Below are 24,284 nucleotides of genomic sequence, written 5' to 3'. Positions count from 1 at the left end.
GCTACTGCCCGGTCTGCTTCCGTTGCGGGGGCGCGGGCGGCGGTGTCGGGCCGCCACGGCCGTCCGGGCCACCGGGGCCGGGGTCGTCCGGGCCGCCGGAATCGGTCCCTTCCGGACCGCGGATCGGCTGGGCGATCCGGACGATCTCCTGGAGGTGGTCGTCGAGTTCGTCGATGGCCCGCTGCACCCGCGAGCTGAAGAAGCCAGGGGGCAGGGTCGCGCGGTAGTTGCCGGGGATGTCGCGGTTGTCACCGTTCGGGCTCTGCCTCGGCAGGAACGCGACGATCCGCTGGAGCCGCACCGCGACCTGGAGGAACGCCGTGCTGACGCCCTCCTTGCCCGCGGACTCGATCAGCTGGCCACCCTCGAAGGTGGCGAAGTCGCGGACCCACCGCAGCAGGCCGCCCAGCGACATCGAACCGCCGTCGGGATCGGGCACGCGCAGCACCTCGAGGTCGGCCTGCTGGATGTAGACCAGCCGGAGCATGTCGACGACCTCGTCGACCTGCTGCGCGGTGGCCGCGAGCAGTTGCGAGAGCGCCACGACGGCGGGGCCGAAGAACGGCGATCCGCCCGGCGGCTGGTTGAACGGGTCGATCCGGTCACGCGCGTCACGCCAGCCTCGGAACAACGAGACCACCCAGTCCGTCAGTGTGATGAAGGAGGTCTGGATCCGCTCCTCCTCGATGGTGTTCACCTGGCCGCCCACCAGCCCGAAGGCGTCGCGCAACTGGCCGAGGTGGCCGCCGACGCGATCGGGGTCGGTACCGGGCGGAACCGTCAGCGCGGCCGCGTTTCCCAGCAGCAGCAGGAAGAACTGATCCACCCTCGGCACCCGGATGAGCGGGCTCTCCAGTTCCTGCCGGATCTGTTCGAGGTCGTGGCGGACCAGCGACCGGAAGCCCTCCGCGTTCTCCGGGTCCGCGTTCGTCCGAAGTGGACGGAGCGAGTCGAGCAGGGCGACCGAGTCCTTCACCGCGCTCCTCGCCCGCGCCGCCATCGAGGCCTGGCCACCGGTCACCGCGCCCAGATCGGCCTGGATCGCGTAGCCCCGCGGCGTCCACGCCGCCTCGGTGTGGCCGCGGACCTCGGTCAGCTTGAAGCTCCCGGTCAGCGCGGCCACGAACCCCTTCGTGTCGCCCTCCCGCCATTTCCAGCCCAGTACGTCACCGATCGCCTGTTCGGCGAGCTTGCCAGGGTTGACCGGCGCGACGGTCAGCTGGCCGGGCGGAATCGGATACGCGCTGTCAATGTCCTGCGGTCGCGGCAGCGTCGCACCGCGGTCATCGTTGATCGTCATCGGATGCCCCACACTTGTCGAGTTCGGCCACTTCTCCTACTTCCCGCCAGCAACGCAGCATCGCCGTTTCCGCGTCCGCCAGCGGTTCCGCGCAGCGGTCCACGCCGCGCCGGACGCTCTGTGCCCAGCCGCGCCAGTCCGCCCCGCGCCCGCGCACCGCGCGCATCAGCTCGCTCACTGGGGTGTACGCGCTGAATTCGTCGTCGAGCCGCCGCCGCGTCCGCAGCAGCGCCGCCGCCGCGGCGTGCAGCGGCGCGGCACCCGGCGGCCCCTCGATCGCGTGCACGGCGGGCACCAGCTCCGCGGAGCCGTCGGTGACCACCTCGGCGAGGTGATCGGCCAGCGCGAGGCCCACCCCGGACGGGCGATCCGTCACGACGCTGACGCCCAGTTCGCGCCATGCCTCGGCCAGCCGCCGGATCTCCTTGCCCAGCAAGGCGAATGCGTCGGCCAGCGTCATCGCGACTCCCTCCCCAGCTCCTCCATGAAGTAGCCGACCAGCCGCTTCGGCGGTGCCAGCCGGTGTGCGAGCGCGAACCGGACCGCGCCGATCAGGAACCGCTCCGGCACCACCCCCGGCGAGACACCCTCGGCCAGCCGCTGCGCCGACTCCTCGATCATCGCCTGCTCCTTCGGTTCGAAGCGCAGGACTTCGGCGAGCGCCCGGTGCCCGAGCGAAGGGAACGACGTGAAGCACATCGCGTCGACCACGGCCGGGATGGCGCGTCCCGCCGTGGCCAGCAGCCCCGCCGGCGCGTCGATGAGCTTCGGGCGGGGATACAGCCGGTGCCACAGCCGCGCGTATCCCTCGGCACGCTGCGGAAAACCCATGCGCCGCAACAGTTCGACGGACAGCTTCCCGCGCAGGTACGGGATCGGGTGCACCGCGCGCGGGGAGAACCCGAGCGACTCCGGCCCGGTCCGCCCGATCACGTCGAACAGCGAGCCGACGATCTCCGGGCCGCCGAGCAGCAGCCCGGACAGATCCGCGAACGTCTCCCGGTTCCAGCGGACCCAGACCGACACCAGCGGACGCGGGATCCCCGCCTCGGTCAGGCGCGCGGCCACCTGCAACGGGATCGCCCTCGCCAGACCGAGATCGTTCTGCAGGTTGTGGCTGACCTCGTGCAGGACCGCGCCCAGCGTCCACGGATTCACCAGCCGGTGATACGGCAGCTGGATCAGCGGGAACGGGTTGAGCCGGTTCGCCAGCCGGCGCACCGGGATCCCGCGGCGGGTGGTGGCGGGCCCCGAACCGGTCTTGAGGTAGCAGAACGGCGGCGGCGACGGGATCGACCGCCAGCTGCCGATCCCGAGGTACGCGTACTGGTAGCAGTCGAGCGCGACCCTGTCGCAGGCGACCAGCCACGGGGCGAACGCGCCCTGCCGCTGGTTGAACAGGTCCAGGTAGAAGTCCCACACCCGCTCGGTGGTCCGCACCCAGCGATGCGCGCGCGACTTCGTGTACAGCAGCCCCTCCAGCTGCGCGGCGGTGGGATTCCCCGCCGCGCTTTCCGCCGCCCGGCGAGCCGCTCTCGTCGCCGTGTACAGCGGCGCGCGCAGGGTCGACATCATCGCGTTGACCGCGGCCAGATGGGCCCGGCTCGGGCCGGTGGCCGGATCGCCGAACTCGGACCACCGGAACGGCCGCAGGGCCGCCAGATGCCGTTCGACGTTGGTCGCCTGGGTCAGCACCCAGGTGCGGAGCTCCTCGTCGGCGGCCGGTGTGGTGAGCGTGCGCCGCGCCCGCCGGGACCCGGTGAGCGCGACGAGGTCACCGGACGCGGCGGAACGCGGGCTAACGGCGGCGCGCACGGCCCCGGCCGCGCCGCTGCCGGCTGCCCCCGCGTGCCCTGGCCCGCACCGGCTGCCTGCGGTGACCGTGCCGCCGCGCGTGTGCCGGACGGTGCCCGCGCCGTCGCTGCTGCGGACGGCCGCGGTGCCGGCGCTGCTGGTGCCGCGAGTGATCGGCGGCGTGCACGGCGTGGCCCACCAGCGCGCGGGACACGGTGTGGGCGTCGATCGGCCTGCCCGCCGCGTAGTGCTTGCCGAGTGTGCGGACCGTGCGCCCGAGGATCTTGGGCACCTGGCGGACGGCGGCGCGGGTGGCGGGCCTGCTCCACAGTTTCTTGCCGAGGTTGACCGCCCCGCGAATGATCTTCGGCGCGTACTTCGCGATATGCGGCGCCGCCCATTTCGCGGCCTGGAAAGCCAGCGGGGCGAGCGCGCCGAGGAATGCTTCCGCCTCTTCCTCCGATTCCGCGTTCTCCGCCTGAAAAGCGAGCTGCGCCATCATTTCCGCGTCGGAGTAGATGCGGCGGGCGGGGTTCGAGAAATCCTCGCCTTCGAGTTCGAATTCGGTTTCCAGCTCCCGGACGAGCGTCTCGAATTCGGCTTCGGCCTCGTCTTCGTCTTCGTACTCGAAGTACGCCTCGTCCTCGAGCTCGTCCTCCAGCTCGTGGGCGAGCCCGCCGACCTCGTCCTCGAACTCGTCTTCGTCTTCGTACTCGAAGTACGCCTCGTCCTCGAGCTCATCTTCCAGCTCGTGGGCGAGCCCGCCGACCTCGCTCTCGAACTCGTCCTCGAGCTCGCGGGACAACTCGTCTTCCAGCTCGCCCTGAATGGCCGGGTAACGGCTCATGATGTTCCTCCTTGACTGCATGACCGATGAAGAAGCCCAGATCCGTGAGATCCCCGGCGCGAAGCGTCGGTGAGCGCTGACCGACAGTGCACACGGCGGCCAGGACATCGGGTAGTCACACGTTCACCCGCAGCACGACAAAGCTAGTTCACCCGGGTGTCACACGAATCGACGATGCGGAATGGCCGATTTACGGGTTTCCTGGTCGGTAGGGAACCGGGGGGACTCTGGGGGAGGCAGGACATGTCGGCTCAGGCCACGACCACGTCCGAACCACGAACACGCACGGCCGCCAGGGCGCGGCCGGCGGAAAGACACGAGGAGCCCGTCGACGACGAGCTGGTCCAGCATCTGGTCCGCGCGCTCGTGCGCCGGGTGTCCGAGCTGGCCGATCCGGACGCGGCGCGGCGCCGTCCGCTGCTGGACTGCGCGGAACTGGGTGTCCGGTGCCTGCTGGTCCCGATCGCGCCCGCCGCCCACGACGTGCTCAGCCCGCGCGAGCACGAGATCGCGCGCATGGTCGGGCTCGGCTACACCAACCGGGCGATCGCGACCGTGCTCGACATCAGCCTGTACACCGTTTCGGCACATATGCGGCGCATCTTCACCAAGCTCGGGGTCGGCACCCGTGCCGCGATGGTGGCCGTGCTCTCCGACTCCGCCGAGCCCTACCCGGCTCCCGAGGACGGCTCCGACCCGGTACGCCCACTCCCGGCCTGAAGATGCTGAAGGGGACTTTCCTCGCATCGCACGCGACGAAAGTCCCCTTCAGCACGTCCTACGAGAGGAAAGTCCCCTTCAGCTCGTGTCAGGCGATACCGGCCTGGCGCAGGGCTCGCGCGGTGAGGACGCGCGCGAGATGACGCCGGTATTCGGCGCTGGCGTGTGCCTCGTCCGGGGGCGAGGTGTCCTCGGCGGCGAGCGCGGCGGCGTCGGCGGCCGAAGCACCGGCCGCCAGCGCTTCCTCGGTCGCGCGAGCGCGGACCGGCGTACCGGCCATGTTGACCAGCGCGACCGCCTTCCCCGCCACCACGACCCCGACGATCGCCCAGTCGATCGCGCGCCGGGTGAACTTCTCGAAGCCCCAGCCGATCCCGGTCTGCCGCGGCACCCGGATCTCGGTCAGCAGCTCGTCCGGCTCCAGCGGCGTGGTGAACGGGCCGACGAAGAACTCCGCGGCCGGGATCCGCCGCTCCCCCGACGGTCCCCGTGCCACGAGGACGCCGTCGCAGGCCAGCACCGCCGCGGGCAGGTCGGCCGCGGAGTCGGCGTGGGCGAGCGAGCCGCCGAGGGTGCCGCGGTGCCGGACCTGCTGGTCCCCGACCGAACCCGACACGTGCGCCAGCAGCGGCGCGTGCTCGGCCAGCACCGGATCGTGCTGCAGGTCGTGGTACCGCGTCAGCGCCCCGATCGCGATGTCGTCGCCGTCGAGCCGGACGTACCGCAGCTCGTCCAGCGGCGCGATGTCGACGACGACCTCGGGCGCGGCGAACCGGAGTTTCATCAGCGGCAGCAGGGAATGCCCGCCGGCGAGGACCTTCGCCTCGTCGCCGTGCTCCGACAGCAGCGCCAGCGCTTCGTCCACAGTGGACGCCCGGTGGTAGGCGAACGCGGCGGGGATCACCGGTCCACCTCCTGCCCGGACGCCTCGATCACGGCGCTGACGATGTTGTGGTACCCGGTGCAGCGGCACAGATTGCCTTCGAGACCCTCGCGGACCTCGTCCCGGGTCGGCTTCGGATTGTGCGCCAGCAGCGACACCGACGCCATGATCATCCCCGGCGTGCAGAACCCGCACTGCAGCCCGTGCTGCTCGCGGAACGCCCGCTGCACCGGGTGCAGCTCGCCGCCGGGCTCCGCCAGGCCTTCGACCGTGGTGACGGCGTGCCCGTCGGCCTGCGCGGCGAGCACCGTGCACGACTTCACCGACTCGCCGTCGAGCAGGACCGTGCACGCCCCGCACGACGTCGTGTCGCAGCCGATGTTGGTGCCGGTGAGGCCCGCGGTGTCCCGCAGGAAGTGCACGAGAAGCGTGCGGTCCTCCACCTCCTCGGTCACCGCGCGGCCGTTGACCTCGATCCCGACCTTCACTTCTTCTCCGCCTTCCCAGCCTCGTCCAGTGCCGCCCAGACCCGCATCGGGGTCGCCGGCATGTCCAGGTGCCGCACCCCGTACGGCGCCAGCGCGTCCACGACGGCGTTGTGCACCGCCGGCGTCGACCCGATGGTCGCCGCCTCACCGATTCCCTTGACCCCCAACAGGTTCCGCGTCGTCGGGGTCGCCAGGTCCACCAGTTCGAAGTCCGGCAGCTCGGTCGCGGTGATGAACGAGTAGTCGGCCAGCGTCGCCGTGGTGGGGTTGCCGTCGGAGTCGTAGTTCATCACCTCCAGCAACGCCTGCGCGACGCCCTGGCCGAGCCCGCCGTGCCGCTGGCCCCGGAAGGTCAGCGGGTTGACCACCGGGCCCGCGTCGTCGGCCGCGACGATCCGCCGCAGCACGACCTTCCCGGTCTCGGTGTCCACCTCGACCACCGCGAGGTGCGCGCCGAACGGGAACGTCGGCTTGCCGTCGGCGAACCAGACGTCGGCCGTCAGTTTCGTCTCCCCCGCCGCCTCGGCCAGCCGCGCCCAGGTGAGCACCGTGCTGGACGGCGCGCCGCGCACCTGCCAGACCCCGCGCTCGGCGTCGAGCTCGATGTCGTCCGCCCCGGCCTCCAGCAGCTCGGCCGCGATCTCCCTGGCGTGCGCGATCACCTCGTCGGCGGCCTGCCGGATCGCCGAACCGCCGAACTGCAGCGAACGCGACCCGAACGTGCCGACCGCCTTCGGCACCTCGTCGGTGTCACCGTGCTTCACGGTGATCTTCCCGAGCGGCACCCCGAGCCGGTCCGACAGCAGCATCGCCAAGGACGTCGCCAATCCCTGACCGTGCGGGGAACTCCCGGTGTACGCGGTCACCGAACCGTCGCGGTTGATCTCGACGCGGCCGCTCTCCCCGCCGCCGTCCCCACCGGTGATCTCGACGTAGGTCGCGATCCCGAGCCCGAGCGCCACGACGTCGCCCTCGGCCCGCCGCCGCTCCTGCTCGGCACGGAGTTCCGCGTACCCGGCGGCTTCGAGCACCGCGTCGAGCGCCTTGGCGTACTCCCCGGTGTCGTAGGACGCACCGGTCGCCGTCGTGTAGGGGAACTCTTCGGGCCGGATGAAGTTGATCCGCCGCACCTCGGCGGGATCCATCCCGATCTCCGCGGCGAACAGGTCCATCGCGCGTTCGACCGCCGCGGTCGCCTCCGGGCGCCCCGCCCCGCGGTACGCCGCGATCGGAGTCGTCGTGGTGACCACCGCGCGGCTGGCCGCCTCCACCTTCGGGAACCGGTAGACGCCCGGCGCCATCAGCTCGGTCAGCGTCGGCAGGAACAACGCGCGCGGGTAAGCACCCGCGTCCTGCACGACGTCGATCCGGTACGCGAGCACCGTGCCGTCGCGCCTGCCGCCGATGGTGACGGTGTTCCGCTGGGCGCGGCCGTGCGTCATCGCGGTCAGGTTCTCGCTGCGCGATTCGGTCCACCGCACCGGCCGTCCGGCCCGGCGCGCCGCCCAGGCGAGGACGATCGCCTCGGGGTCGGCACCGATCTTCGCGCCGAACCCACCACCGACGTCCGGTGCGATCACCCGGACGGATTCCTCGCCGACGCCGAGCCCCATGGCGAGCTGCGACCGGCCGATCTGCGCGTTCTGGGTGGACAGCCACATCGTCAGCCTGCCGTCCCCGCCCCACGCGCACGAGGCGCCGCGGACCTCCAGCGGCGCGGCCGCGAGCCGCTGGTTGAGCACGGACTCGGTGACGACGACTTCGCAGTCGGCGAACGTCGCGTCGTCGAACGGACCGCCGTGGGTCTGCACGACATTGTCTTCGAATTCCGGGAAAAGCACGGTCTCGCCGGACAAGGCCGCGTCGATGCCCGCCACCGCGTCCAGCGGGTCGTAGTCGACGTCCACCAGCTCGGCGGCGTCCGCCAGCTGGTACCGCTCCTCGGTCAGCACGAGCGCGACCGGCTCACCGACGTACCGGACGACGTCCGAAGCGAGCCACGGCTCCTGCACCGGCCCCGAGTCGTGCGGGGCGAGGTCGAGATCCGCGGCCGTGAGGACCGCGACCACGCCCGGCGCTTCCAGCGCCGCCGAAACGTCGATCCCCTCGATCCGCGCGTGCGCGATCGGACTGCGCACGAACACCGCGTGTACGGCTCCGGAAAGCGCTTCCTCCCGCAGATCGTCCACGTACGCGCCACCCGTGGTGATCAGCTTCTGGTCCTCCACGCGGACCACCCTGGTGCCGACAATGCTCATCTGGCCTCCCGCTCACGGCTTTCCCCGCCGATCATGCCCTGCGCACCGGTGTCGCGTCAGCCCGGCACGGGATTCCTGCCCCATCGACCAGCGGTATAGGCCGTTATACATCCGCCGTTCAGCGGAATGGAGTGTCCGAAGTGGACGGATAGCCGTGGGCGCGGCGGAGCGCGGCGGCGAGTTCCCCGGGGGTGACGGCGACAGCGGCGACGTGCGCGTCCGGGCGGACCACCCAGGTCTCGCCGGGACGCGCGCCGAGCGCGGCCGTCGTCCCCGGGTCGAGCGAGCACATCCGGACCGGCGACGAGGTGCTCGCCGCGACCGCCGAACGCAGCTCGGCGGTGTCCGCGCCGAGAGCCGTGAGCAGCAGGAACCCGGCCCTCGCCAGAGCACGCAGCCGCTCGCCGCCGGGCAGCACGACGTCCGGGACGAGCACGCCGGGGCCCGCGGCGGGAAGCGTCCCGCGCGGTGGACGATCGACGAAGGGCCGCGCCGGATCCGGTGTGGTCAGCGGGGATCCGGTGTACCAGAACGGTTCGGCGAGCCGTCCGGAGTCGACCTCGGCGTGCAGGGCCGGATCGCGCGTGGCCCGGTCCAGCACGTCGAGGCGGCGGGCCCGGTGCTCCGGCGTGCGCGGCACGAGGAAGTCCATCGTCGCGCTGGTGACCGCGAGGTTCTCCAGCGCCGCCGCGTGCCGTTCGTCGTGGTAGCTCTCCAGCAGCCCCGGCCCCGCCCAGCCCCGCAGGACGTAGGCGAGTTTCCACGCCGCGTTCTCCGCGTCCGCGACTCCGGAGTTGAGCCCGCGCGCGCCGAAGGGCGCCATGAGGTGCGCGCAGTCCCCCGCCAGCAGGACGCGGCCCGCGCGCAGCCGGTCGGCGACCCGGGAATGGAAGCGGTACACCGATTTCCAGGCGATCTCGTAGGGCTGGTCGCCGATGATCGCGCGCACTCGCGCGTCGAGCCTGCCGTCGCTTTCCTCGGCGGCGAGGTCGTAGTCGCCGGGCACCTGCCAGTCGATGCGGAAGTGCCCGCCTGGGCACGGATGGATGAGCACCTGCCGCCCCGGGTTCCACGGCGGGTCGAAGTAGAACCGCCGTTCGGTCGCCCAGCCTTCGAGGTCGGCGCGGATGTCGCAGATCAGGAACAGATCGTCGAAGGACTGCCCGCCGAAGCCGACGCCGAGCATCCGCCGGACGTCGTCGCCCCGGGCGCCGGCGCACGCGACGGCGTAGTCCGCCTCGATCCGGCTCGGGCCGCCGGTGGTCTCGCACCGGATCCCCACGCCGTCCGCCGACTGCTCGATGCCGGCGACCCGATGGCCCCACCGCACGTCGATGAGCGGCTGCGCCGCGATCCGCTCGTCCAGGATTTCCTCGGTACGGGACTGGGACAGGTTGACGAACGGCGGGAGCCGCGTGTCGGGACTGGGCAACCGGTAGGAGAACAACTCACGATCGCGGTAGAACGTCCGTGCCGTGGTCCAGGTGACGCCCTCCGCCGCGACGGCCTCGCCCGCGCCCACCGCCGCCCAGATGTCGAGGACGTCCCGCTGCTGGCAGATCGCCTTCGAACCGACGAGATCGCGAGCGGGCCGCCGGTCCAGCAGCACCACCGGAATCCCCCACCCGGCCAGCAGCAGCGCCGTCGTCTGCCCGACCGGCCCGTTGCCCAGCACCGCCACACGCGCGGTCACGGTGTCCACGGTCCTAGTCCTGCAACTGGTCCCAGACCTCCCGGTCCCGCTCGGCCGTCCACACCACGGGCCGCTCGATCCCGGAGAGCTCGTCCCACAGCCGCGAGACGTCGAACGGCAGGCAGTGCTCGAAAATCGGCCAGTGCCCGTAGCCGTCCACGAGCGCCGCGTGGGTGCGTTCGAAGGCCTCCTTCAACGTCCCGCCGCGCTCCTGGACCGCGCCGACTTCACGGATCATGACGGTCAGGAAGTGCCGCGTCTGCGCGATCGCCGCGTCCACCGCGTCCCGGCCCCGGCTCACCCCGCCCCTGCCGCCGATGAGCACGTCGGCGCCGAACGCGGCCACCGTGTCCAAAGTGGACGAAGACCAGTCGCGGTGGAAGGCGTCGCCGGTGTACAGCGCGGCCTCGGCCTCGACGAGGTCCCCGGCGTAGAGGATCTTCTGCCGGGGCAGCCAGGCGACGATGTCGCCCTCGGTGTGCCCGCGCCCGCAGTACTGGAGCACCAGGTCGCCCCTGTCGCTGCCGAGGTCGATGGTGAGCCGGTCGGAGAACGTCAGCGTCGGCCAGGTGAGCCCTGGCACCGAATCCGCGCCCTTCGCCAGCCGCGGCATCCGGCCGAACTCGCTCTCCCAGTCCTCCTTGCCGCGCTCGGCGACCAGTGCGCGGGTGTTCTCGTGCGCGACGATCACCTCGGCGTCGAACGCGGACGCGCCGAGCACCCGGACCGCGTGATAATGCGAAAGAACCAGATAGCGCACGGGTTTGTCGGTGTGCTCGCGCAGTTTCGCGAGCCACTCGGCCGCGGCGACCGGCGTCGCGAGCGCCTCGAAGCAGACGAGGAAGTCCTCGCCCTCGATCGCCCCGATATTGGGGTCTCCCTCGGCCGTGAGCGCGTACACGCCGTCGGCGAGCACCTCGAGAGTCTGCTGCTTCTCGTCGAGGTCCGCCGAGGAGGCGAAGGCCTTCTTGGTCATGACGAGCACTCCCTCGTACTAGTCAAAGGTTTGACCATTCTCGGTGTCAGGCTAGCCCGCCTCCCCGCCGGTGTGAAGCCCTTTGGCTTAGCCTGTGCGAATGCGCGAGGAACCGGCCGAGCTCGACTACCTCTCGTTCGTCGACTACGCGATCGAGAAGACCCACAGTGAGCTGCCCGCGATCGACCCTGCCGCGATGCGTCTCGGGCTCACGCTGCACCGGCTGGCCAGCGCGCTCGTCTACGACTGGGAGTCGACCGTGCACCGCCCGCGCGGCTGGAGCTGGGCGGGGTTCCGGGTGCTGTTCGTGCTGTGGCTGGCCGGGCCGCTGGAGGCCCGGCACGTCGCCCGGCTCTCCGGGATGAGCCGGGCCGCGGTGTCCGCGCTGGTCAACACGCTGGAGCGGGACGGGCTGGTCTCGCGGACCCCGGCCGAGCACGACCGCCGCGCGGTGCAGCTGAGTCTCACCGACGCGGGGCACGATGCCGTCGTCGGCGCGTACCAGGACCACAACGCGCGCGAGCGGGCCTGGGCCTCGTCGCTGACCGAACAGGAGCAGACCGTCCTCATCGGACTGCTGGAGAAACTGACCACCGGCCCCGCGGCCGCGGCGGCGAAACGACGGTCGTGATTCAGCTGGCCAGGCCGGGCAGCGTAAGACTGTGGCCGGTCTGTTCCGCCTTCGCCCGCAGGTAGCGGACATTGCTCTCGGTCGCGAACACCCCGGTCGGCACACATTCGCGCAACGCGATCCCGGCGGCCCGCAGCTGCCCGGCCTTGTCGGGGTTGTTCGACAGGAGATCCACTCGCGTGACGCCGAGCGCGCGCAGCATCTGCGCGGCGGCGGTGTAGTCGCGGGCGTCCTCGGGCAGCCCGAGCGCGGTGTTCGCCGCGTAGGTGTCGAGCCCCTGGTCCTGCAGCGCGTACGCGTCGAGCTTGTTGTAGAGGCCGATGCCCCGCCCCTCCTGCCGGAGGTAGAGCAGATAGCCGCCGGTCTCGGAGATCCGCGCGACCGCTTCGCGCAGCTGCGGGCCGCAGTCGCACCGCGCCGACCCGAAGACGTCGCCGGTCAGGCACTCGGAATGGATTCGCACCAGGGGGACGCTGTCACCAGGAGTGCCGAACGCGAACGCCAGATGCTCCGCGCCGTCGACGAGACCGCGGAACGTGACGGCTTCGCCTTCGACCTCGAAACCGTCGAAGCGCACCGGAATCCGCACCCGGGTCCGGATCTCCGCGACGGTGTCGGCGCTGTCAGCACTCATGATCGAACCCTACAGCTTTGCTCGAAGATGCGGCGGACAAGTAGGGTCCGCACATGGTCTCCGCCGCCACCGCGTTCTCGTTCGCGCTCGTCGTCCTGCTCGGTGCCATGCTCCCCGGCCCGGATTTCGTGGTCGTGACGCGGAGTTCGCTCGTCGGCGGGCGCCGCGCGGGCATCGCCGCCGGAATCGGGATCGCGTGCGGGGTCTTCGCCTGGGTGGTGGCGATCGCGTTCGGCGTCGCCGCGGTGCTGGCCGCCTCGGCGGTGGCGTTCACCGTGGTGAAGCTGATCGGCGCGGCCTACCTGATCTTCCTGGGCGTCAAGGCATGGCTCGCCGTCCGCCGCGGCGAGTACCAGGAGCTTCGCCAGGACGGCCCGAAGCAGCTCACCGCGTGGGCGGGGTTCCGCCAGGGCCTGCTCACCAACCTGCTCAACCCGAAGGTCGCAGTCTACTTCCTGGCGCTGGTCCCCCAGTTCCTCCCGCGGTCGGCGTCGACGGCGCAGGTCCTCGAACTCGCCGTCCTCGCCCTCGCCTCGACCGTGGTGTGGTTCATGACGCTCGCGGTCGTGGTCGGCCTGCTGCGGCGGTTCCTCACCAGGGCCAAGGTCCGGCGCGCGCTGGACGCCGTGATGGGCTCGCTGCTCGTCGCGCTCGGCGTCCGGGTGGCCGCCCAGAGCACCTAGCGCGACGAGCGAGCCAGGTCAGACGCCCAGGGTTTCGGCGGCCAGGCGGGTGCCTTCGACCCTGGCCGCGATCTTCGCGAACGCCGTGTCCCGCGACGTCGAAACGTCATCGGCGAACGGCGAGAACCCACAGTCGTCGCAGGTGCCGAGCCGGTCCACCGGGATGTGCCGCGCCGCGGCGAGCACCCGGTCGCGGACCTCCTCGGCCGTCTCGACCCGCGGGTCGATCGGATCGATGACGCCGACGAAGACCCGTTGGTCCGGCCGCAGGTGCTCGGCGATGATCCGCAACGCCTTCTCCGGGTCGCTTTCGCTGGCGAGCTGGACGTAGACCCGGCCGACGTTCAGCCGGAACAACGTCGGCAGCAGACCCGAGTAGTCGACGTCGAGGCTGTGCGCCGAATCCTGGTCCCCGCCGGGGCAGGTGTGCACGCCGATCCGCTGCCGCTCCTGCTCGGTGAACCGTTCGAGCACCCGGTTGTTCAGGTCGACGAACAACTGCAGCAGCCCGCCCGAGGGGTCCAGTTTGAGCGAAAGACGTCCCTCGGTGAAGTCGAGCTGGACGCTGTCCGCGCCGGCGTCGAGGCTGCGCCGGATGTCGGCCGCCGCCTCGTCCACCAGATCGGCCACGAACTGTTCGTTGCTGTACCCGTCGATCCCGTCCTGCGGGTAGATCAGCCCGATCGCCGACGCCGCGATCACCGCCTGCTTCACCGGCTTGTCGGTCAGTTTCTTCGCCCGCACAAGGTATTCGTCCGCGTACGTCTGGTACCGGAAGGGACCGGCCGTCAGCTTCGGCAGCTGGCGGGTGTGCCCGTCGGCGAACGGGATGACGACGCCGTCCGGCGCCAGCGAGTCCGAGCCCGCCAGCGGATAGGTCGCGAAGCTCGGCTTACCCTGCTCGCCGTCGGTGAGCACCGGGGAACCGGTCTCCTCGAGACGGCCGATCGTTTCGGCCAGTGCCTTGGCTTCCAGTTCCGCCAGCGCGTTCGCGTCGATCCGGCCTGCGGCGAAGTCACCGAGCCCGGACACGAGGTAGGCGGGCCGCGGGATGCTGCCGATAGGTTCGGTGGGAATGGTCAAGGGTCCTCCAGAGGATGTCGCCTGATCACAGCCGGTCACCAGTCCCGCACAAATTACCGTGCGGAAAGGGTTTTCCCGGATTCCCGCCCGCGTTACCGCCCATCCGGACGAATTCGAGCGCTCAACCGGCCATCCGTCACGCCGGTTTCGGGACGTAGGCGGGCATCGCCTCGAGACTGTGGCGCACGGCCTCGGCGCCGTACTCGAACATCTGCCGCTCGTAGTCGCCGACCGCGCCAAGGAGATCCTGGCGTCCCTCGGCGGCTTCGACCAGGCAGCGACGCAGCAGGTCGGCGTCACGCAGTGCGGTGTTGGCGCCGTTGCCGCCGGTCGGGGAAGTGGCGTGGATGGCGTCACCGAGCAGCGTGACGGGGCCGGGCGCCCAGCGCTCGCCGGGCTCGACCACCCGGATGGACAGCAGGGTGCTGTTGTCCGGATCGGCCTCCTCGATCAACGTCCGCAGCTCCGGATGCCAGCCGTCCATCCTGGACAACACGGCTTCCTGCGGGGTCAGGTCACTGAGCGAGCCGGTCGGCGGCAGGATCATCGCCCAGCGCACGTAGTCGCGGATGTCGGGGAGGGTCACCTCGGGAGCCAGCTTCTCGGCCGCCTCCTTCGGCGGAGTACGGAAACGCATCGCGCCGAGCAGCAGGCTCACCCCGTCCCCGGCGATCTTCCCGCCGTAAGCCCGCGAAACTCCGGCGAAGCGCTCGGACAGCGGCGTGCGGCCGATGACGAACCGGACACCGGTGCCGGACGGCGTGGTCCGCGGCGACAACACCGAGCGAACCGCGGAGTTGACCCCGTCCGCCCCGACGAGCAGGTCGGCGGTGGCCGCGCCACCGTGCGCGAACCGGGCCTCGACCCTGCCGTCGTCCAGTACGTCGTAGCCGGTCAGCGCGGCTCCGGTGTGGACCGTGAGACCGGTGAGCAGCAGGCAGCGGAGCACATGGCGGTCGACCACGATCCCGCTCCTGGCGGGGCCGAGCTCGCCGATCTTGTTCAGCTGCGGATCCAGGGCCAGCCGCTCGACGTAGGCGTCACTGACGACCTCGTCGAGCAGAGGGTGCCAGCGCGGCGGCAGACAGCTCCGCAGCGCCTCGAATCCCACCGGGTTCAGCACGAGCCGGTAGCCCTGGAACCGCGCGGTGATCGCCGGGTCGCGCTCGTAGACGTCGGCCTCGATCCCGGCGCCACGCAGCCCTTGCGCCAGGCACAGGCCGCCCAGACCGGCTCCGACGACGGAAACTCGCATCACATACCTCCCGAACTGGTCTCTCGAACACGGCTCAGGGAGCTGGGCGAGGCCGGGAAACCGGATTGACGAACTTAGTTCGTGTTGACGATCTAAGTTCTACGGGAGGCTGGGGCGCGCGTCAAGGCGATAGTGACCCAGACTCCGGGCGACCGCCCCCGGACACCCCGAAAGTGTCCATTGTGGACCGACGGGGTGAATAGGACGTTATACGGTTATTTCGCGTCGCGGGTGGGTATTCCCCAGGTGACTGCCGGGTCCGGCGCCGAAGGAGGCTACGCGATGCTCAGCCGTCACGACCGCCACGAGCTGGACAAGATCGAGCACTGGTTCGAGACGACCGATCCGGAGCTCGCCGAGATGCTGCGGTCGGCGAAGCCCTCGTCGTCGCGCTGGCTGACGGCCCTGGCGATCGCGCTCGGCGCGGCGGCACTCGTACTGCCGGTCGTGGGCGTGCTGACCTCCACGGTCCCGCTCGTCCTGTACGCCGTCCCGGCCGCGGGCGGTGCGATCTGGGCCTACGCCGCGCGCCGCCGCCGCTGACCCGGGCTCCGGATGCGCCGGGGGCCGGCGCTCCCGCACACTGGACCGCGTGTCCGCCACCGACTGGGTCCTGCACTTCGACCTCGACCAGTTCATCGCCGCGGTCGAGATCGCGCGTCATCCCGAATTGCGCGGCCGCCCGGTGGTCGTCGGCGGCACCGGCGACGTGACCGAGCGAGCGGTCGTGGCGACCGCGTCGTACGAGGCGCGGGAGTTCGGGATCCAGTCCGGGATGCCCCTGCGGACCGCGGCGAAACGCTGCCCCGACGCCGTTTTCCTGCCCACTGACGCCCCCGCGTACGAGGAGGCGTCCGAGCGGGTGATGGCCGTGCTGCGCGAATTCCCGGTGGTGGTGGTGGAGGTGCTCGGCTGGGACGAGGCGTTCCTCGGCGCGGTCACCGACGACCCCGAGACACTCGCGGCCGACGTCCGCCACGCCGTCGCCGAACGGACCGGTCTGTCCTCTTCGGTCGGGATCGGGGACAACAAGCTGCGTGCGAAACTCGCCACCGGATTCGGCAAACCGGCGGGGATTTTCCGGCTTACCCAGGAGAACTGGTGGGACGTGATGGCCGGCCGCCCGACCGACGCGCTCTGGGGCATCGGCCGCAAGACCGCGAAGAAGCTCGCCGAGGCCGGTCTGCACACGGTGCTCGATCTCGCCGGGGCCTCCCCCGACGACCTCGCCGCGCGGTTCGGCCCCCGGCTCGGCCCGTGGTACCGGCTGCTCGCCGGCGGGATCGGCGACGCCGAGGTCACCGCGACTCCGTGGGTGGCCAAGTCCCGCAGCCGTGAAACCACCTTCCAGCAGAACCTGACCGACCCCGGCGCCGTGGCGGCCGAGGTGGCCACACTGGCCCAGCGCGTCGCCGAGGACGTGTCCGAAGAGGGCAGACCGGCCGCGCGGGTCGCGGTGAAGGTGCGCTTCGCTCCGTTCCTGACGCACACGCACAGCGTCACCCTGCCCGAGCCGACCGCCGACGCCGCCGAAATCGCCCGCGCGGCCCGGACGGTGCTGGCGATGTTCGAGCTCACCAAACCGGTGCGGCTGCTCGGCGTCCGCGCCGAATTCCCCGTTGTGGCCGACTAGCCGCTCAGTACAGCTCGGTCCGGTAGGCGTGTTCGAGGCGCCCGCCCAGCTCACCAGCCTGTTTGCCGAGGACGCGGTCCATCTTCCCGGCGTTCTCCGCGACGTGCAGGGAGCTGAAGCTCCCGCCCACCGTCACGGCGTCGGCGAGCCCGCGCTCGTCACCCTCCCACAGCTTCGCGCGGATCACCGCTTTGCCGCACTGGCCGAACACCTCGCGCACGCGCACGATCGTCGCCAGCACGGCGGGTTTCCCGTCGGCGCCGAGCCGTTCCAGCAGCCCGGGGTCGTCGGTGACGAACGCGTCCCCGTTGACACGCAAGGTTTCCCGCAGGCCCGGCACCAGGAACACCATGCCGACACCCGGGTTGCGGGCCAGGTTCTCGAACGTGTCCGCGGACTTGTTGCCGGGCCGGTCCGGAATGGCCAGCGTCCACGGGTCCAGCACCCGCACCGCCCCCGGCGGATCACCTTTCGGGCTGGTGTCGAGGTTCCCGTTCTCGTCGGAGCTGGCCAGGACGAAGAACGTGCTGTGCGCGATGAACCGGGCGGCGAACTCGCCGATGCGGGGTTCCTTCTTCTCAGCGATGAACGGCGTCGGGTGACCGATGATCTCCCGGACCCTGGCCATGTCGATGGGCCGGTAGTCGTCGGCCGCCGTGTGGACGGGAACGGCGCCGCGGGCGCTGCCGATGTCGACGCTCATGGGATTCTCCTTGTCACTGCGGGATTTTCGTCAGACGTCGAGGACCAGCCGCGGGCCGAGCGCCCGCGACACACACGGGTACATCACGTCGCCGGAGACGCGGTCGTCGCCGGAGAGGATGTCGTCGCGGTGGTCGGGGTCGCCGTCCAGCACCCGGGTTTCGCAGGTGCCGCAGATGCCTTCGCGGCAGGACCCGGTGATCGGCAGCCCTTCCTCTTCGAGCACCCCGAGGACGCTCCGGTCGGCGGGCACGGTCACCGTCCGCTCCGACCGGGCGCACACCACCTCGATCTCGGTGTTCGGCCGCGCGGGTTTGGGACGGGCCTTGAACCGCTCCGCGTGCACGGCACCGGGACCCCAGTGCGCGGCGCCCTCCTCGACCGCGGTCAGCAGGCGTTCCGGACCGCACACGTAGACGTCCGTGCCGGGCGGCGGCTGTTCGAGCCACTCGTCCAGCGGAATCCGGCCACCGCGGTCCGCGGGGTAGAGCCGCACCCGATCCCCGTACGGCCGCAGTTCGTCGAGGAACGCCATCGAATCCGCGGCCCGGCCGCCGTACACGAGCTGCCACGGCACTCCCCTGCTTTCGGCGTCACGCACCATCGGGAGGATCGGCGTGATCCCGATCCCGCCCGCGATGAACAGATAGGCCCCGGCGGGACGGAAGCCGAAATTGTCCAGCGGACCGCGCACGCGCACCGGCTGTCCCGGGCGGAGGAACGCGTGCACGTACTCCGAGCCGCCGCGGCTGTTCCGCTCGCGCAGCACGCCGATGCGATAGCAGGACCTGTCCTCCGGCCACCCGCACAGCGAGTACTGCCGGGAAATCCCGGTGGGCAGCACCAGTTCGAGGTGCGCGCCGGGACGCCACGGCGGCAGCTCGCGCCCGTCGGCGGCGGACAGCTCGACCGAGACCACCCCGGCGGCCTCCCAGCGCAGCTGCCGCACCACCATCGGAAGATCGGCCTTTTCGGTACGCGCCCGCACCGGAGCCACACTCGTCATGACCGCTCCAATTGGTGTTAACAACGTTATCGCTCTCGAAATCCAATGTAGTGATATCATCGTTAACATGTCAACGAGAGTCGCTGGGACACAGCCCCGGAGCAAGGTACGGGCGGAAACCGTGGCGCGCGCCGCGCTCGCCCTGGTCGGCTCCGGCGGGCTGGAGTCGCTGACGATGCGCAAGCTCGCCACGAGCCTCGGCGTACAGCTCCCGACGCTCTACCGGCTGTTCGAAAACAAGCAGGCCCTGCTCGACGAGATGGCCGAGACGATCACGGCCGGAGTGTCCGAGCGGGTCCGCTTCGACGGCGCGGACTGGGCGGAGAACGTCACCGTCTTCGCGCGGGAGATGCGGGAATCGTTGCTGGCACAGCGCGACGGGGCCCGTATCGTCGGTGGCAGCTACGTCACGAAGCAGCACACGATGACCCTCGGCGATCGGACACTGGCGATGCTCGACGCCGCGGGCTTCCCCGAGGAAACCGCGCTGTGGACGCTCACCACGATCTTCAGCTACGTCCTCGGCGAGACGCTCGAACAGCAGGGCGCGAGCGGTACCGAGGCCGAGACGTTCACCGCGGCGCTGGACCCCACGGCCTACCCCCGTCTCTCGATCGCGACGATCGGCCGGTTCCTCGACTTCGACGGGCGCTTCGAGTTCGGGCTGCGCGTCCTGGTGACAGGCTTGCGCGCGGAACTCGGCGGCGGCGCTCAGTCCATACCGTCGGGCAGCGGCAGCGGCTGATCCGGGTCGAGTTCGACGCCGCGGGAGCGCAGCGTGTGGTCGAGCATCGCCCAGATCGTGCCGGACAACTGCTCGGACAGCTCGGCCTTGGTCAGCTCACCCGGATGGTCGAGCCAGCGCGTGGTGGCCGATTCGACGTACCCGACCAGGCCGAAGGCCACCGTGTCCGCCGGGGCGGTGTCGAGCCCGAACGCCGCGAGGTAGCCGGCGAACAGCTTGCTCAGGTGCAGCGCGATCGCGGAGCGGATGTCGGGCAGCGCCCCGGTTTCCCCGCTGCTGCGTACCGTCCGCAGCAGGTAGCGGTGCAGCTGGGCGTGCTCGGTGAGCCAGCGCAGATGGGTGCCGATGGCGGCCGCGATCATCTCCCGCGGCGAGCCCTGCGGGCGCCACAACGGGGCCAGTTCGGCGGTCACCAGCTCGGCCGCCCGCTGGGCGATGGCGCGCTGGAGGTCGGACGCGTCGGCGAAATGCCGGTACAGCCGCGTGCGGGCGACACCCGCGCGTTCGGCGATCTGCTCCGTCGACACGCCGGGGCCGTGTTCGGCGATCGCCTCGAGCGCCGCCTCGACGAACTCCGCCCGCCGCCGCTCCTGTTGCCCCGCCCAGCGTGCCGCCCGTCCGTCGACCTTGTGCGCGGCGGGCTTCCTGGTGTTCGCGGCGGGCACTGCCATGGGGCAAGCCTACTCAACCGTCCGGGAGCGGGTGTACGCTGCGCAGGTACCTAGTACGTCGCGTACCCCCTACTTGGAGATCGCCATGGCTGTCGAGATCCAGCCCCAGGATCGGGATGTCACCGCCACACGCCTGCTGAAGAGCTCGGCGAAGAACTCGTACGACCCGTACGTCGACATCGACTGGGACGCCCCGCTCGTCGACGGTAAGGCGTTCATGCCGCTGGAACGGGTTTCGCTGTATGGCACGCCGCTTTGGGACCGGCTGACGCCGGACCAGCGCATAGAACTGTCCAAACACGAGATCGCCAGCATCATGAGCGTCGGGTTGTGGTTCGAGATCGTGCTGATGCAGCTGCTCGCCCGCTACGTCTACAACCTCGACGCCCGCACCGAGCACGCGCAGTACGCGCTCACCGAGATCGGGGACGAGACCCGGCACTCGGTGATGTTCGCGCGGACGGCCGAACGGCTCGGCGTGCCCCGCTACGGCGTCCCCGAGATCGTGCGCAGGCTGGGCAAGGTCTTCGCCGCCACCGCCGCCGGGCCGTCGATGTTCGCGGCGGTGCTGGTGGCCGAGGAGACCACCGACCGGCTGCAACGGTCCATGATGGACGATGACGGCATCCAGCCGCTGATCCGCGCGGTGAACCGGATCCACGTGGTGGAAGAGGCCCGCCACGTCCGGTTCGCGAAGGAGGAGGTACTGCGGACGGTGCCGCGGCTGTCCCCCGCGGGCCTGCGCTGGCATCGGGCCCGCACCGCCCTGGTCTCCTACGGCGTCGTCGACACCCTCGTCGACCCGCGCGTTTATCGCAGCGTCGGAATCGATCCCCGGGAAGGACGGGCCGCCGCGCTGGCCAACCCGCACTTCCGTGAGACCCGCCGGTGGATGGCCGAGAAGATCGTGCCGTTCCTGCGGGACGCGGGGCTCATCGGCGGGCGGTCCGAACGGATCTGGCGCGGGGCGTTTCTCCTGTGAGCTGACGGCATTACTGCCCTTACCGCACCGGACGAGATCCGCGACGCTGCCCGGGTGACCGCACCTGCCCTCCCCAGCGCGCCCGCCGCTTCCCCTGCCCCCAGAGCCAACCGCACAGTTCTCGTCGCGCTTGCCGGTGTCGTCGTCGGCGCGCTCCTGGTCGGTGTTCCCTGGCTCGTGATCGGGCTGTCCGGCCCGGGCGTCTCCGGCATGACGCTCAAGGCGCCGGACACGATCGGCGGCCTGTCCCGTTATCAGGACGCGCTGGCCAAGCGCGGCGGCGACAAGACCAAGAGCCTGGTCGACGGTGAGAACGCGGATGAGGTCAAGAACGCCGAACGGCTGTCGTCCGCCTATCACGGCGCAGGCGCGGTGTCCCAGCGCTACGCCGACGCCGAACTCGAAGAAATCGTGCTGCTGCAAGCGGTCCGGGCCGATTCGCCGGAGCCGTTCGTGCCCTACGTCGACGCGGCGCGGCTGGGCCTCGCCGCGCCTCAGCAGGATCTCGAACGCGTCGGCGACGTCGTGTGCGTCATTTACAACCAGCCGACGCGGGCGGGTGAGAAACCCGCGGAGGACGCCAAAGGCGTGATGAGCTGCCAGCGCAGCGGCGGCGGGCTCACTGTGCAGATCGTGGTCGGGTCCAGCGGCAAACTGCGCCACGACGCGGGCGCGGTCGCGGCTCTGATCGGGCAGGCGTGGCCGAAGCTGTCCTGAGTGTCACGACACACCACGGACTCACCACCGCGCGGCTAGCCTTGACGCACTGTCCCCTGTGGAGGTGGCCGTGCGAAGACGGACTCTGCTCATCGGTGCCGGCGCCGTCGTGGCCGCCGGCGGGCTCGGCTGGGCCGGAGTCGCCACCTTCACGTCCGACGACCGGCCGCTCGCGCTCGTCTACCGCGGCCCGGCCGCCTGCGACGGCTGCGCCGAGGCCGTCGCGACGTTGCTGCGGGGCACCACCACGCCGTTGCGAGTCGAGTACTGCGGGCCGGGCGAAGCGACATCACTCACCCGGGCCTCGCTCGACAAGGCCGTCCTCTACGCCCAGCCCGGCGGGGGCAGCCTGGACGACGGCTGGCGGAAGATGCGCCGCTACGCCGACGACATCCGCGGCTGGGTCGCCGACGGCGGCCGCTACGTGGGCTTCTGCCTCGGCGGCTACCTCGCCGGGGCCACTCCGGGGTTCAACCTGCTGCCCGGCGACACCGACCAGTACATCGCCTCCCGCAAGGCCAGCGTGCGCACCACCCAGGACACGGTGGTGACCGTGTCCTGGCGCGGCCAGAACCGGACGGTGTACTTCCAGGACGGCCCGGAGTTCAAGCTGCGCCCTGGCGCGAGCGCGAACGTGCTCGCCACCTACGACACCGGAACCCCGGCCGCGGTGGTCGTCGCTCACGGGAAGGGCCGGGTCGGCGTGGTCGGGCCCCATCCGGAGGCGGACGCGACCTGGTACCGCTCGGCGAAGCTCGCGATGCCCGGCAGCGGCGAGAGCGATCTCGGCCGCGATCTGGTCGAGACGACGCTGGCTTGACACTCCCCGGCGGCTTTGCCACTCTGGTTTCCGGGCCGAGAGGCGCTGCGACGGAATTCTTTCCGCCACGCTCGGCCCGCGATGACGACTCCAAGGGCGCCTCCTGAACTCAGGAGGCGCCTTCGTGCATTCGAGACAAGAAAAGCACTGACCCGCCCCTGAGTGGGTGTTTCCGTCCTGCACGGAAATGCCCTGATTCCTCCTGCCCTTGTCCAGCCGAGAAGAGAGCGAGAAATGAGCGAAAAACTGCGGGAGATCAACGGAATGGACTTCGCCGTCGCGGATCTGGCGCTGGCCGAGGCGGGCCGGATCCAGCTGCGGCTCGCGGAGCACGAGATGCCCGGCCTGATGGCCATCCGCGAGGAGTACGCCGCCGCGCAGCCGCTCAAGGGCGCCCGTGTCGCGGGTTCGCTGCACATGACGGTGCAGACCGCGGTGCTGATCGAGACACTGGTGGCGCTCGGCGCCGAGGTCCGGTGGGTTTCCTGCAACATCTTCTCGACCCAGGACGAGGCCGCCGCGGCCGTCGTCGTCGGGCGCGACGGCACCCCGGACCGTCCACAAGGGACTTCCGTGTTCGCGTGGAAGGGTGAGACGCTCGACGAGTACTGGTGGTGCACCGACCAGCTTTTCCGGTTCCCCGGCGGGAAGACGCCGAACATGATCCTCGACGACGGCGGTGACGCGACGCTGCTGGTCCACAAGGGAGTCGAGTTCGAGGCGGCGGGCGCCGTGCCCCAACCCGCCGACGACGAACCCGAGGAGTACCGGATCATCCTGCGCACGCTGGCCGAAAGCCTGGCCGCCGACGGGCAGCGGTTCACCCGCATGGCCGCCGACATCCGCGGTGTCACCGAGGAAACCACCAACGGCGTCAAGCGGCTCTACAAGCTGGCGCGCGACGGCGAGCTCCTCTTCCCCGCGATGAACGTCAACGACTCGGTCACGAAGTCCAAGTTCGACAACAAGTACGGGATCCGGCACTCACTCGTCGACGGGCTCAACCGCGCCACCGACGTGATGATCGGCGGCAAGCAGGTGGTCGTGTGCGGCTACGGCGATGTCGGCAAGGGCGCGGTGGAGGCGTTGCGCGGCCAGGGCGCGCGCGTCGCCGTCACCGAGATCGACCCGATCTGCGCGCTCCAGGCGTCCATGGACGGCCTCGACGTCGTCGAGCTGGACGACGTCCTCGAACGCGGTGACATCTTCATCACCACCACCGGCAACTTCAACATCATCATGGCAGGCCAGCTGGCCCGGATGAAGCACAACGCGATCGTCGCCAACGTCGGCCACTTCGACAACGAGATCGACATGGCGGGGCTGGCGAAGATCCCGGGCATCACCAAGACCGAGATCAAGCCGCAGGTGCACGAATGGCGGTTCGCCGACGGGCACGCGATCATCGTGCTGTCCGAGGGCAGGCTGATGAACCTCGGCAACGCCACCGGGCACCCGTCGTTCGTGATGTCGAACTCCTTCACCAACCAGGCGATCGCGCAGATCGAGCTGTTCAGCAAGCCGGGTCAGTACAGCACCGAGGTGCACCGGCTGCCGAAGCAGCTCGACGAGAAGGTCGCGCGGCTGCACCTCGACGCGCTCGGCGTGAAGCTGACCAAGCTCACCAAGGAACAGGCCGACTACATCGGCGTCGACGTCGAAGGCCCTTACAAACTGGAGCACTACCGGTACTGAGCGAGATTGCGCCGAACGCCGCGCCGGCTGCTCCGAACGGCGCGTTTCCCCTGCGGTGCGGCGGAAAC

25 protein-coding genes and 1 riboswitch are annotated in these 24,284 nt (G+C 70.6%); of the genes, 10 read left to right on the top strand and 15 right to left on the bottom strand.

The genetic code is table 11. The features are described from left to right. Position 1 precedes the first annotated feature (1 nt). Genes ACFW0G_RS00815 through ACFW0G_RS00800 form a run of 4 tightly spaced genes read right to left on the bottom strand, consistent with a single transcriptional unit; the run spans position 2 to position 3,941 of the window. A complete protein-coding gene (locus ACFW0G_RS00815; RefSeq protein ID WP_378322506.1) occupies positions 2-1,300 on the bottom strand; it encodes a hypothetical protein in 1,299 nt (432 codons plus the stop codon). Then, positions 1,284-1,760 carry a hypothetical protein gene (locus tag ACFW0G_RS00810; RefSeq protein WP_378322505.1) on the bottom strand — a complete coding sequence of 159 codons (477 nt, stop codon included), beginning with the start codon at positions 1,758-1,760 and terminating at the stop codon, positions 1,284-1,286. The genes ACFW0G_RS00815 and ACFW0G_RS00810 overlap by 17 nt, the downstream gene beginning before the upstream one ends. Next, positions 1,757-3,115, bottom strand: a complete 1,359-nt coding sequence (locus ACFW0G_RS00805) for a hypothetical protein (RefSeq protein WP_378322504.1) — start codon at positions 3,113-3,115, stop codon at positions 1,757-1,759. Before ACFW0G_RS00805 ends, ACFW0G_RS00810 begins: the two co-directional genes overlap by 4 nt. Next, complete coding sequence (locus tag ACFW0G_RS00800) at positions 3,099-3,941, bottom strand: hypothetical protein (protein ID WP_378322503.1); 843 nt, start codon at positions 3,939-3,941, stop codon at positions 3,099-3,101. The genes ACFW0G_RS00805 and ACFW0G_RS00800 overlap by 17 nt, the downstream gene beginning before the upstream one ends. A gap of 243 nt (positions 3,942-4,184) precedes the next feature. Between ACFW0G_RS00800 and ACFW0G_RS00795 the strand changes: the two genes are divergently transcribed. Then, the gene (locus tag ACFW0G_RS00795; RefSeq protein WP_378322501.1) at positions 4,185-4,661 is read left to right on the top strand and encodes a LuxR C-terminal-related transcriptional regulator; all 477 of its coding nucleotides are present in this window, start codon (positions 4,185-4,187) and stop codon (positions 4,659-4,661) included. 88 nt (positions 4,662-4,749) lie between these two features. Here ACFW0G_RS00795 and ACFW0G_RS00790 read toward each other — a convergent pair whose 3' ends face one another. The 5 genes from ACFW0G_RS00790 to ACFW0G_RS00770 all read right to left on the bottom strand — a co-directional run bounded on the left by ACFW0G_RS00790 (position 4,750) and on the right by ACFW0G_RS00770 (position 10,959). Further along, entirely contained in the window at positions 4,750-5,565 is an 816-nt protein-coding gene (locus ACFW0G_RS00790; RefSeq protein ID WP_378322500.1) for an FAD binding domain-containing protein, read from the bottom strand. After that, complete coding sequence (locus tag ACFW0G_RS00785) at positions 5,562-6,032, bottom strand: (2Fe-2S)-binding protein (protein ID WP_378322499.1); 471 nt, start codon at positions 6,030-6,032, stop codon at positions 5,562-5,564. The genes ACFW0G_RS00790 and ACFW0G_RS00785 overlap by 4 nt, the downstream gene beginning before the upstream one ends. Beyond that, the gene (locus tag ACFW0G_RS00780) at positions 6,029-8,290 is read right to left on the bottom strand and encodes a xanthine dehydrogenase family protein molybdopterin-binding subunit (RefSeq protein ID WP_378322497.1); all 2,262 of its coding nucleotides are present in this window, start codon (positions 8,288-8,290) and stop codon (positions 6,029-6,031) included. The genes ACFW0G_RS00785 and ACFW0G_RS00780 overlap by 4 nt, the downstream gene beginning before the upstream one ends. A gap of 118 nt (positions 8,291-8,408) precedes the next feature. Next, positions 8,409-9,983: an FAD-dependent monooxygenase gene (locus ACFW0G_RS00775; RefSeq protein WP_378322496.1), complete on the bottom strand. Its 1,575-nt coding sequence runs from the start codon at positions 9,981-9,983 to the stop codon at positions 8,409-8,411. A gap of 13 nt (positions 9,984-9,996) precedes the next feature. Next, positions 9,997-10,959 carry an MBL fold metallo-hydrolase gene (locus tag ACFW0G_RS00770; protein ID WP_378322495.1) on the bottom strand — a complete coding sequence of 321 codons (963 nt, stop codon included), beginning with the start codon at positions 10,957-10,959 and terminating at the stop codon, positions 9,997-9,999. 100 nt (positions 10,960-11,059) lie between these two features. Here ACFW0G_RS00770 and ACFW0G_RS00765 point away from each other — a divergent pair, with 100 nt between their 5' ends. After that, the gene (locus ACFW0G_RS00765) at positions 11,060-11,590 is read left to right on the top strand and encodes a MarR family winged helix-turn-helix transcriptional regulator (protein ID WP_378322493.1); all 531 of its coding nucleotides are present in this window, start codon (positions 11,060-11,062) and stop codon (positions 11,588-11,590) included. A gap of 1 nt (position 11,591) precedes the next feature. Here ACFW0G_RS00765 and ribA read toward each other — a convergent pair whose 3' ends face one another. Continuing rightward, positions 11,592-12,224 (bottom strand): GTP cyclohydrolase II, encoded by a 633-nt coding sequence (gene ribA / locus ACFW0G_RS00760; RefSeq protein ID WP_378322491.1) that lies wholly within the window; start codon positions 12,222-12,224, stop codon positions 11,592-11,594. A 53-nt stretch (positions 12,225-12,277) separates the two neighbouring features. Between ribA and ACFW0G_RS00755 the strand changes: the two genes are divergently transcribed. Further along, entirely contained in the window at positions 12,278-12,907 is a 630-nt protein-coding gene (locus ACFW0G_RS00755) for a LysE family translocator (protein WP_378322490.1), read from the top strand. A gap of 18 nt (positions 12,908-12,925) precedes the next feature. Here ACFW0G_RS00755 and ACFW0G_RS00750 read toward each other — a convergent pair whose 3' ends face one another. Beyond that, the gene (locus ACFW0G_RS00750) at positions 12,926-13,990 is read right to left on the bottom strand and encodes a cobalamin-independent methionine synthase II family protein (RefSeq protein ID WP_378322489.1); all 1,065 of its coding nucleotides are present in this window, start codon (positions 13,988-13,990) and stop codon (positions 12,926-12,928) included. 136 nt (positions 13,991-14,126) lie between these two features. Next, positions 14,127-15,245 (bottom strand): FAD-dependent oxidoreductase, encoded by a 1,119-nt coding sequence (locus ACFW0G_RS00745; RefSeq protein WP_378322487.1) that lies wholly within the window; start codon positions 15,243-15,245, stop codon positions 14,127-14,129. A 282-nt stretch (positions 15,246-15,527) separates the two neighbouring features. Between ACFW0G_RS00745 and ACFW0G_RS00740 the strand changes: the two genes are divergently transcribed. Together ACFW0G_RS00740 and ACFW0G_RS00735 are read left to right on the top strand one after the other, a co-directional pair. Beyond that, a complete protein-coding gene (locus tag ACFW0G_RS00740; RefSeq protein WP_378322486.1) occupies positions 15,528-15,788 on the top strand; it encodes a DUF3040 domain-containing protein in 261 nt (86 codons plus the stop codon). A 49-nt stretch (positions 15,789-15,837) separates the two neighbouring features. Beyond that, positions 15,838-16,878 (top strand): DNA polymerase IV, encoded by a 1,041-nt coding sequence (locus ACFW0G_RS00735; RefSeq protein ID WP_378322485.1) that lies wholly within the window; start codon positions 15,838-15,840, stop codon positions 16,876-16,878. Positions 16,879-16,882: 4 nt separating this feature from the next. Here the strand turns inward: ACFW0G_RS00735 and ACFW0G_RS00730 are convergent, their stop codons facing one another. Together ACFW0G_RS00730 and ACFW0G_RS00725 are read right to left on the bottom strand one after the other, a co-directional pair. After that, the gene (locus ACFW0G_RS00730; RefSeq protein WP_378322483.1) at positions 16,883-17,581 is read right to left on the bottom strand and encodes an MSMEG_1061 family FMN-dependent PPOX-type flavoprotein; all 699 of its coding nucleotides are present in this window, start codon (positions 17,579-17,581) and stop codon (positions 16,883-16,885) included. A 30-nt stretch (positions 17,582-17,611) separates the two neighbouring features. Then, complete coding sequence (locus ACFW0G_RS00725; RefSeq protein WP_378322482.1) at positions 17,612-18,586, bottom strand: PDR/VanB family oxidoreductase; 975 nt, start codon at positions 18,584-18,586, stop codon at positions 17,612-17,614. 67 nt (positions 18,587-18,653) lie between these two features. On the opposite strand from ACFW0G_RS00725, the gene ACFW0G_RS00720 reads away from it, so the two are divergent. Further along, positions 18,654-19,331 (top strand): TetR/AcrR family transcriptional regulator C-terminal domain-containing protein, encoded by a 678-nt coding sequence (locus ACFW0G_RS00720; protein ID WP_378322481.1) that lies wholly within the window; start codon positions 18,654-18,656, stop codon positions 19,329-19,331. Here ACFW0G_RS00720 and ACFW0G_RS00715 read toward each other — a convergent pair. Next, a complete protein-coding gene (locus ACFW0G_RS00715; protein WP_378322480.1) occupies positions 19,298-20,002 on the bottom strand; it encodes a TetR/AcrR family transcriptional regulator in 705 nt (234 codons plus the stop codon). The two genes, ACFW0G_RS00720 and ACFW0G_RS00715, sit on opposite strands and share 34 nt — an antisense overlap. 85 nt (positions 20,003-20,087) lie before the next feature. Between ACFW0G_RS00715 and ACFW0G_RS00710 the strand changes: the two genes are divergently transcribed. The 4 genes from ACFW0G_RS00710 to ahcY all read left to right on the top strand — a co-directional run bounded on the left by ACFW0G_RS00710 (position 20,088) and on the right by ahcY (position 24,216). Next, positions 20,088-20,984 carry a diiron oxygenase gene (locus ACFW0G_RS00710; RefSeq protein ID WP_378322479.1) on the top strand — a complete coding sequence of 299 codons (897 nt, stop codon included), beginning with the start codon at positions 20,088-20,090 and terminating at the stop codon, positions 20,982-20,984. A 54-nt stretch (positions 20,985-21,038) separates the two neighbouring features. Further along, positions 21,039-21,701: a hypothetical protein gene (locus ACFW0G_RS00705; protein ID WP_378322478.1), complete on the top strand. Its 663-nt coding sequence runs from the start codon at positions 21,039-21,041 to the stop codon at positions 21,699-21,701. 70 nt (positions 21,702-21,771) lie between these two features. After that, positions 21,772-22,521: a BPL-N domain-containing protein gene (locus ACFW0G_RS00700; RefSeq protein WP_378322477.1), complete on the top strand. Its 750-nt coding sequence runs from the start codon at positions 21,772-21,774 to the stop codon at positions 22,519-22,521. A gap of 31 nt (positions 22,522-22,552) precedes the next feature. Further along, positions 22,553-22,630, top strand: a riboswitch (S-adenosyl-L-homocysteine riboswitch). Between the two features lie 125 nt (positions 22,631-22,755). Then, positions 22,756-24,216 (top strand): adenosylhomocysteinase, encoded by a 1,461-nt coding sequence (gene ahcY, locus ACFW0G_RS00695; RefSeq protein ID WP_378322476.1) that lies wholly within the window; start codon positions 22,756-22,758, stop codon positions 24,214-24,216. Positions 24,217-24,284: the final 68 nt, after the last annotated feature.

The organism is Amycolatopsis sp. NPDC058986 (genome assembly GCF_042741125.1).
In the GTDB taxonomy this organism is placed as follows: domain Bacteria; phylum Actinomycetota; class Actinomycetes; order Mycobacteriales; family Pseudonocardiaceae; genus Amycolatopsis.
The sequence above is the reverse complement of the archived record's forward strand: the minus strand, read 5'-3'. Positions and strand labels throughout refer to the sequence as shown.